At 44.9% G+C, this 9357-nt stretch carries 7 protein-coding genes and 1 pseudogene; 7 read left to right on the forward strand and 1 reads right to left on the reverse strand.

Features of this window, described 5'->3' with window-relative positions; translation table 11 throughout:
- The 4 genes and pseudogenes from ACRBG0_RS20145 to ACRBG0_RS20160 form a co-directional block, all read left to right on the forward strand.
- Positions 1-115 (forward strand): annotated as a pseudogene (locus ACRBG0_RS20145) (GNAT family N-acetyltransferase); the annotation flags it as partial.
- A 449-nt stretch (positions 116-564) separates the two neighbouring features.
- Positions 565-3435 carry a CHAT domain-containing protein gene (locus ACRBG0_RS20150; RefSeq protein ID WP_431488651.1) on the forward strand — a complete coding sequence of 957 codons (2871 nt, stop codon included), beginning with the start codon at positions 565-567 and terminating at the stop codon, positions 3433-3435.
- 199 nt (positions 3436-3634) lie between these two features.
- Complete coding sequence (locus ACRBG0_RS20155; protein WP_431488652.1) at positions 3635-4072, forward strand: hypothetical protein; 438 nt, start codon at positions 3635-3637, stop codon at positions 4070-4072.
- 253 nt (positions 4073-4325) lie between these two features.
- A complete protein-coding gene (locus ACRBG0_RS20160) occupies positions 4326-4565 on the forward strand; it encodes a VF530 family DNA-binding protein (protein ID WP_431488653.1) in 240 nt (79 codons plus the stop codon).
- 112 nt (positions 4566-4677) lie between these two features.
- On the opposite strand, the gene ACRBG0_RS20165 is transcribed toward ACRBG0_RS20160, so the two are convergent.
- Complete coding sequence (locus ACRBG0_RS20165; protein WP_431488654.1) at positions 4678-5076, reverse strand: hypothetical protein; 399 nt, start codon at positions 5074-5076, stop codon at positions 4678-4680.
- Between the two features lie 290 nt (positions 5077-5366).
- On the opposite strand from ACRBG0_RS20165, the gene ACRBG0_RS20170 reads away from it, so the two are divergent.
- The 3 genes from ACRBG0_RS20170 to ACRBG0_RS20180 all read left to right on the forward strand — a co-directional run bounded on the left by ACRBG0_RS20170 (position 5367) and on the right by ACRBG0_RS20180 (position 9329).
- A complete protein-coding gene (locus tag ACRBG0_RS20170; RefSeq protein ID WP_431488655.1) occupies positions 5367-6605 on the forward strand; it encodes a sensor histidine kinase in 1239 nt (412 codons plus the stop codon).
- Positions 6606-6621: 16 nt separating this feature from the next.
- Complete coding sequence (locus ACRBG0_RS20175) at positions 6622-7323, forward strand: response regulator transcription factor (protein WP_431488656.1); 702 nt, start codon at positions 6622-6624, stop codon at positions 7321-7323.
- Between the two features lie 461 nt (positions 7324-7784).
- On the forward strand, positions 7785-9329 hold the full coding sequence (locus ACRBG0_RS20180; RefSeq protein ID WP_431488657.1) for a SulP family inorganic anion transporter: 1545 nt from the start codon (positions 7785-7787) through the stop codon (positions 9327-9329).
- Positions 9330-9357: the final 28 nt, after the last annotated feature.

Below are 9357 nucleotides of genomic sequence, written 5' to 3' on the forward strand. Positions count from 1 at the left end.
ATCCGCACAAGCTCACTTGCAGGGCTATTATGGTTCTGTAGGGTTCAGCCCCGTAGGCGAAATCTACCTGGAAGATGGAATTCCTCATGTGGGGATGGTTTATGGGGGGAGATAACTTGATAAAGATTCCCCTATACTTGAATGGAAACTATCAGGCTCCAGTCAAGCCTATTATAAAAAGACAATTGATGGCGATTGGATTAAAAAAAAGTTTTACGTGGATTTGCATTTTCGGTGCCTCGTTTTCGGAATTGATTAATTTCCTTGAGTCTGCTTCAAAAGCCCCCTCCATTAGTTTAGCCTCAAGTTTTTAAGACAAACACAATGAGCCAGAGGCAAGGTTAAACAAGTTTACCTTGAATTGCGTGAGAAATCAAATAAACCGGGAGAGTGTTCTCCCAGCCTCTCGTCATGGAAAACACAACGTGATGTGCCCAGCTGTTTGGGTTTTCCAGTTTGCAAAACTATATTTGTCAGAACACCTTTCCTTCAACCATACAAGTGCCCTATTTTATACATCTACACACCTGATGCAAGCTATGCATCCATATTATAACAGCTGCAATGGCACTCTTTACCCCCCTCCTTGACAAGTATATTCTCCCTCTGTTTATCACTTTATTCTTTCTAGCCGGCTGGAGCCTGAAAATGAATGGCCAAAACAACGCTACTCTCATTCTGCCCCAACTAGACACCCTCATCAAAGAATCACGCGCCCTAACGGGGCAACGAGAATTCGAGGCTGCCTTTGCCGTCAATGCGAGAGCCTTTGCCTTGGCAGAAACCTGTTGTGGTCAAGAGTCTGCAGCCTACGCAGCAGCTTGCTTCAACGAAGGCCGCATCCATCACATCAAAGGAGACTACCATACAGCCGTAGAGTGGTACGTACCCTCTATGCGCATCCGCAAACGCGTGCTGGGGAATTTACACGAGGATTATGGGAAAAGCCTGAACAACCTGGCAGTCGCTTATAAAAAACTAGGTCGTTATGAGTCAGCAGAACCTTTATACCAAGGGGCATTACTTGTCAGGCGCACTCTTTTCGGCGAACAGAGTGCCCCTTATGCTGCTACATTGGGTAACCTCGCCGTGCTATACCGGGAATTGGGGAATTATGAAAACGCTGAGGCCCTCAACCTTAAGGCCTTAGCGATACGAGAGGAAGTTTTGGGTGATCAACATCCTCATTACGTGCTCAACTTGCTCAACTTGGGAGCCTTCTATTATGAAATTGATCAACTCGATAAAGCGGAAACATTCTATCTACGAGTAAAAGCCTTCTATGAATCAAATGGAAATGTCCAGGATATAGATTATATAAAATCTTTAGACAACTTGGGCTCCGTGTATTTAGCAAAAAGGAATTACGATCTTGCTAAAGATTTTTATCTACTAGCCCTTCAAAATATAGAGAAAGAATTCGGATCAAAACATGAGCTTTTTGCTACACTCCATAACCACCTAGGGCTCCTGTATCTCGAAACGGCAGCATTTGACAAAGGACAATATCATTTTGAAAGGGCCTTAAACACCTTGGAAGCATTGGATATGAAAAACCACCAGAATTATGGGTTCTACCGGCAGAATCTTGGTGATCTGTTTTATGAAACCGGAGCCTACGAAAAGGCTAAACAAGAACAAACACTTTCCCTTTCTATAATTCTCCGAAGCTTAGGCAAACACCACAGACGCTACCGAGAGGGGTTGCGAGAATTCATCCATACAGGATTTGCTTTAAAAGAGTTTGAGCAGTCAGCAGAAAATTTACGTGTATTAGCAGAGGTCTCCCGATTACCCCTCCAGAATGCTGTGCGTCATCTTTCTGAAACAGAAATGTCCCAATATGCGGAGGATTTTAGAGAAAATATCAACTATTATTTCACCCTCGCCGACAGGTATCCTGAAGTCGCTGACCTATGCTTCAACGAAATACTCCTACATCGGGGATTTTTACTTAATACAGCTTTTCGCATTAACCAATTCATTCCTACCGATTCCTTAGGCCGGGAATATATGGAACGACTGCGAGGTGTCCATCGCCAATTAGCGGCACAGTATGCTACGCCATTAGATACCCGTAGCCAACTCACTACTCTTGAGGAAGAAGCTGCCCAATTAGAGAAAAACCTCGCCAGAGAAATAGCGAAATTGGGTAACATTGAAGACAACGCCAATTGGCAAGCCGTGCAAGAAACACTGGAAGCAGGTGAGGCTGTCATTGAATTTGTACACTATACTGACCGAATCGCCGAAAACACAAACAAATATGGTGCTCTTTTACTAACACCTAAGCTTACGTCACCATTGTTTATTCCACTTTGTACCGAAGACGACCTTGATAAGCCTCTACAGCGATTGGGTAATTCGGAACAAGCTTACATAAACGACTTGTATTCGTACGCTGGCCGAGGGAAACAGGTATATGAATTGATCTGGCAGCCATTAGCTGAAAGGCTAGCAGATTTCCCTGAGTTGAGTAAGCTATACTTCGTAAAAGCGGGAAGTTTGCACCGCCTGAATCTTAATGCCTTGCCTACCCCTGAAGGGCAGACACTAAGCGATATTTATCAAATGAGCCTGCTCACCAGCAGCCGGGAATTATTAGAAAAAAAGCCGCAGCCTACCTCAGTTGACGCTACCGCAGTGCTATTTGGGGCTGTAGACTATGATGCTACGCCATCACGCACTACCATTAATGAGGTCTCTTCTTTCCCTGTGGGAATGAACAGAGGCTCTCGTTTTCAAAACGATCCTTCTCGTGCAAACTCAGCTTGGCAGCCACTGCCTTGGACCGAGGTTGAAATCATGAATGCACACGACCAATTGGAGCCCGCAGGTTTCCGCACTATCAGTCAAACCCAAAACCGGGCGACAGAGTCCTTTTTTAAGGAAATTGGAAGGCCTAATGATGATAACAAAAGCCCTCATCTTCTTCATATAGCTACGCATGGTTATTTTTTCCCAGACCCTGACAAGTTAGCATCTCCTGTAGTTCACAACATCGCAGCAGCTCAAAATCCGATGATCCGCTCGGGCTTGATTTTAGCCGGTGCCAACACTGCTTGGACCAACAATAGTACACTTCCCGAAGGGTCAGAAGATGGTATCCTTACTGCTTATGAAATCAGCCACCTCGATCTAAGTGATACAGAATTGGTCATTCTTTCCGCCTGCGAAACAGGCCTGGGCGACGTGCGAACCTTCGAAGGAGTCTATGGCCTGCAGCGCGCTTTCCAGATAGCAGGAAGCCGTTACCTGCTGATGACGCTCTGGCAGATATCAGACTACCAAACCCAACTTTTTATGGACCTTTTTTATCGCTTCTGGCTGACTGAAAAACAGGATATCCGATCCGCTTTTAATGCGGCTCGCCTAGAGATGCGCAAGGCCTACCCAGATCCTTTCTACTGGGCTGGCTTTGTACTATTAGAGTAAAAAATAGATTTCCCCCACTTACCTTTTGGTCTAATAGTAACATAAATAATCAAAACTTAATTTATTCAACAGTTGATCTTAATGAACCAATCGTTTAAGCACCAAAGTAATGTTGCTATTTACACGCACAATAGCCTCAGTACAACGACTCATCTAAAACGACTTGATCATTTTCGATTAACACAACCAAATCTTTATTATGGCTAAAAAGTTGCCACCTCCAAACAAAACAGAGGTCTCAGAATCAGAAGTCATCGACCCTCACTTCCGCGTCACCTTCCCCCTACCCAAGGAAGAAGGATGGACCAGTTGGAGTAAGGAACACATTGACCTTTATATCAACAACCTTAATGTGGAGTTGACGTACGATGGCACGATTTTCATCGACACTTCGCGGAGCTATGAATCGTCTAAATTTCAATCTATTTCAGCCCCCTTTGATCTAAGTACGTTTGATGATACCATCAGCTACTATGACGCTACTAATCACTACCTCACTTTGTACATTCATTTTGCTGATCCAGACTTCAATAAGCACAATGTAAAAGAATGGAAGGCTACCATAAAATTAGAAGGGAATATTATTAGTGGTTACGAGAGCAAGGTGCTTCCTTTCCAACCCACCCGGAACCACTAATCCCTCAATCCACCCAAAAGCAACAACTTACGGCAATCCAGAAATGGGTTGCCGTAGCCTTTACTGTGTGAAAAATATTAGCATTTTTATTCGGATTCCCGCAAAAAAGCTCTCGATATCCATCGCAAAATGACATGAGCTATCTCAAATCCTTAAATTGAGAGAGAATAAAGGTATAGTAACAGATTAAGGGATTAATTCTCAACTTTGTGAAGAAAAGCTAACGCTGAAATAACAAACATGAAGCCGTCCAATGAATAACAACCCAAAAAAAGAACAACCCAACAACCCTCTCCACGGGGTAAAATTGGTGAATATATTAGAGTCATTAGTAGCACACTATGGCTGGGAACGATTAGCCATGAGAATTGATATCAACTGTTTCAAAAGTAACCCTTCTATTAAGTCTAGCCTCAAATTTTTAAGAAAAACACAATGGGCCAGAGACAAGGTTGAGCAGCTTTACCTTGAGTTAGATAGGCTACGAAAATAAAAAAGCTGCGGCAATCCATTATCAAGGATCACCGCAGCTCGCATTAGCAAAATGTATCAAGGTATTAACTGGACTTTCGCTATAAGTCCTCTTACCTTATAAAAAGCTGCTCTTACTCTTGCTTTACAGCAACCGCTGTTGATTTAGCAGCTGGCGCAGCAGCAGTCTTGAGTCCTTGAGGAGGAGTACACTGACTGGGGTTACAAGTTTTGTTACAATCTGCTGGCTGGCAGCTGGTAGACTTTGGTGCGAAACTGGTCAACTTGAGAAGCGCTGGTTGGGCTACTGGAGCAGCCTCCTTTTCAGCAACAGCACTAGCAACAGCACTAGCCCGCTCAGGGGCCGTCGCACTGGTAGCCGTAACAGAAGTAGTTTTTGCCTGACAACTCGTATTAGCAGCAGTTTTCGAAACACACTGGGCTGGGTTGCAAGCTGGTTTAGCAGCCGTTTCTTGTGCCGATAAGCCAAGACCAGCAGTAACAAATGCACAGAGAAGAAGTAAACGTAGCATAATTATGTTTTTTAGATTTACTCAGTTCCGCTGAGTTACCGGTTTTCTTAGAAACAGCACAAAAACAGGTTTAGCTGTCGTTTTTCAAAAAGCAGGCTAAGCGTGTCAATTATTTGAAAAACCACAAAGACGGCTCAAATTGTTTTTTGCGCAAAATTCATAAGCAAATTTAGAGAAACAGTACCCAAGTTGCTGTTTTCTAGCTGTTAGGCAGCTGTTAAAAAGCTGTTAAACGCTGACCAGAGTCCAGCATAAAAGCTTTTCTTTGTGCTGTTCCTACTGATCAAACTATGCGATACGCTACTAGTACCTACCTTGTTTTGGCTTCTGTCATAGCCATGGCTGTGCTCATTGCCATTCAAGTGGCATGGCTACGCCAATCCCAACAATTGATCGAAGAGCAGTTCCAAACCAACGTTAACACAGCATTGTGCAGCACAGTGCAAACAATGGCACAACAAGAAGGTGCCCAGGAGTCTTTCAGCGAAGCATGTCTCCCCACACCAATGGAATCCGGACAAGAATTGGATGAACTAATCAAAACCGATCTCTTTGCTCAGACACTTTCCTCTACCCTCGCCGGATTTAACATCAACCTACCCTACGAAGCCAAAGTTTGTGCTAAACCACCTGACTCTCTTCAAGAACTCAGCGATGAATTATCTCCCTATTCCTGTGCCCTGGATCCGATTACACAGACCGATAGTCATTTCCTTAATCTGGAATTTGCAGGACGCAAAAAATATATGCTCAACAAAATGGGGATGATGACCGGAGCGTCATTTGGTATCCTCCTACTGATTTGTGCTTTGTTTTTCTATGCCACCTACCGGCTATTGCGCGAACAAAAAATGAGCAACCTTAATCGGGAGTTCTTCAACCATATGGCCCATGAGTTTCGAACACCGCTTACCAATATCAAACTAGCGAGCAGCTTATTAGCACGCAAAGCCCTAGTACCCGCAGGTAAGCCTCACTTAAACATCATTCAAAGCGAAGCAACTCAGCTCATGCAGCAGGTAGAACAAGTGCTCTATCTCGCAAGGCTAGAAAAAAACGACTACCAGCTCAGGAAAAAAAACTGTGACTTGCCGAAAATATTCCAGTCAACAATTACAGCCATGGACTTGCAGGTGAGCAAACAAAACGCAAATATCCACTTTGCACCTCCTTCTGATTTCCCTATCATCCAGGCCGACTCTCTGCATCTGCAAAACGCCCTGCGAAACATGCTGGATAATGCCCTTAAATACGCCGGAGAAGATGCTGAAATACGAATAGACCTTAAGGAATTCGGCGACCGTATACAATTCTCCGTCAGCGACAATGGCCCCGGATTGTCACCACAGCAGCAAGAACAAATATTCACTCCGTTTTATCGCCAGAAAACGTCTGACAACAACTGCAAAGGCTTTGGCTTGGGCCTCGCCTATGTCAAACGTATTGTCGATTTACACGAGGGGCAAATCAATGTATCTAGTATTGAAGGGCAAGGTACACGCTTTGAAATCAACCTCCCTAAATCTTAAAACCCACCCTCACAAAATGGATCAGCATAATATCTTATTGGTTGAAGACGATCTTAATCTTGGCTTTTTATTAATGGAGTTTCTTGAATTAGAGGGAATGAAAGTGACTTGGCGTAAAGATGCCCAATCAGCCATCCAGGAACTACAAAAACAGGATTATGACTTGGGTGTGCTGGATATTACCATGCCAGGAATGGACGGCTTTAGTCTAGCCAAACATATTCGCAACAAGCATCCGCAATTTCCTTTTCTGTTTTTAACAGCACGCTTGCTCAAAGAAGACAAACTCAAAGGTTATCAACTTGGCGCAGAAGACTACCTCACCAAACCTTTTGATGAAGAAGAACTCCTGTGCAAAATCAAAGTGATTCTCCGTCGCCGGGAGGAAGGGGCTCCTATTCAACCAGCAGAACAACAATTCGAAATTGGCCGCTACCTCTTTGACTATTCCCGACAGGAGATAAAGCTCGACACAGAGGTCCGCCGCTTAACAGAAAAAGAAAGCGAAGTTCTATTACTGCTCTGCCAACATCGCAATCGCATCCTCAAACGAGACCTCGCCGTCAGGCGCATCTATGGCAAAGACGATTACTTCCTCGGTCGTAGCTTTGATGTTTTTATTAGCCGCTTACGCAAAATATTAAACAAAGACCCCGATGTTTCTATCGAAAATGTCTTCAAAGTTGGGTTCATTCTCAATGTTCCAGTGCTGAACTAGGGCCAAGTTTTATTTTGTAGCTTCGAATGCTTTAGGATGCTGTTCTACACTTGGTAGGAGGTCTTCGCAGGACCGAGGAGGAAAACCCATCGCCACCAGAGACCCTGCCTGCGTATTACCGCGAACCATCGTTCTATCCCCCCAATCCCGCTGCCCTTGCGACAAATCAGAACCACGGGAGTTCCAATAGTGTCAGTCTTAGCCACACTACGCGCGAGCTTTGGCGATCAAAGCCGTGAGAAATGATCATCCCGACGAAAGGTCGCTACAAGCGAAGCGCAGTATAAACATACAAACCAGCATTCATTCTGATTCCAAAGAAAAGTGTACCTTTGCGCCTTCTTTTCACGAGGCTAGCAAAATCTGGCCCTGCACCCTGAAAAACCACCACCACATTAATTTTCCTTTTCCACATTACCCGTAACTAACGGGTGTTGGTGGTATATGAATACTAAGACAAGATGAAGAAGTATTTAAACCTGTTCGACCTCTCTCAAGATGTTAATTACAAGCTAGAGTTTCTTTCTGGCCTTACCGTAGCAATGGCTTTGATCCCAGAAGCTGTAGCTTTTGCTTTAATTGCTGGATTATCTCCGCTCACTGGGCTTTACGCGGCCTTTGTCATGGGTTTTGTTACTTCCATTTTAGGGGGGCGCCCAGGTATGATCTCCGGCGCTACCGGAGCAGTTGCCGTAGTAATTGCCGCCCTGGCCTATTCTCACGGCGTAGAGTATGTTTTTGCGACCGTTGTCCTAGCCGGTATCCTCCAGGCGACGGCAGGCTTCTTACGGCTGGGTAAGCTGATGCGCCTGGTGCCTCACCCCGTCATCTTTGGTTTCGTCAACGGTTTGGCCATCATCATCTTCATGTCGCAACTAGATCAATTCAAGGACGCCAGCGGTGCTTGGCTTACAGGGCCTACCCTTTATTGGTTTACTGGCTTAGTATTGCTAACCATGTTGATCATTTGGGGTTTACCCAAATTAAGCAAAGCCGTTCCTTCTTCTTTGGTAGCTATCCTGACCATCTTCGGATTGGTTGTGGTCTTCGGTGTTGATACCAAAACAGTAGGAGATATGGCCTCAATAAAAGGTGGCTTCCCTCCCTTTCATATCCCTGATGTTCCTTTTAATATGGAAACCTTGGCCATCATTTTCCCTTACGCCTCCATCGTGGCCGGAGTTGGCTTGATTGAAAGCCTTCTAACACTCAACATCATTGATGAGATCACCGAAACCCGTGGCCGTGGAAACAAAGAAGCGGTAGCACAAGGAGTTGCCAACATTTTATCTGGCGTCTTCTCCGGCATGGGTGGATGTGCAATGATTGGCCAAAGTTTGATCAACATCTCTGCTGGTGCTCGGGCCAGAATGTCAGGTATCGTCGCTTCTGTGATGCTTCTTATTTTCATCATGTTTGGTGCCAACCTCATTGAGCAACTCCCACTAGCCGCCTTAACAGGCCTGATGATCATGGTAGCCATCGGCACTTTCGAGTGGGCAAGTCTCAAGACCTTCACCAAGATGCCTCCTTCTGATATTTTTGTAATGGTCCTCGTTACCCTTGTCACTGCGGTACTCCACAATCTAGCCTTAGCTGTATTAATCGGGGTTATCATTGCAGCCCTGGTCTTTGCCTGGGACAACGCCAAGCGTATTCGTGCCCGCAAGTACCTCGACGAAAACGGCGTAAAGCATTATGAAATTTATGGCCCACTTTTCTTTGGTTCTGTAACCGTATTCAACGAAAAATTTGATGTCCTGAATGATCCGGAAGAGATCATCATTGACTTCGCCGAAAGCCGAGTCGTGGATATGTCTGCCATCGAAGCCTTGAATAAACTCACAGAGCGCTACCATAAAGTAGGCAAAAGAGTTCACCTCAAAGACCTCAGCCAGGATTGTCGCCGCCTCTTGGGCAATGCTGATGAGATCATCGATGTCAACGTTTTGGAAAAATCTGCCAAAGAACTTCCTCCTCGACCAGATAGCTTAGGGATGGTCTAATCCCATTCAACATGAGTCATCCCGAATT

This window comes from Lewinella sp., from assembly GCF_050633125.1.
In the GTDB taxonomy this organism is placed as follows: Bacteria; Bacteroidota; Bacteroidia; order Chitinophagales; family Saprospiraceae; genus Lewinella.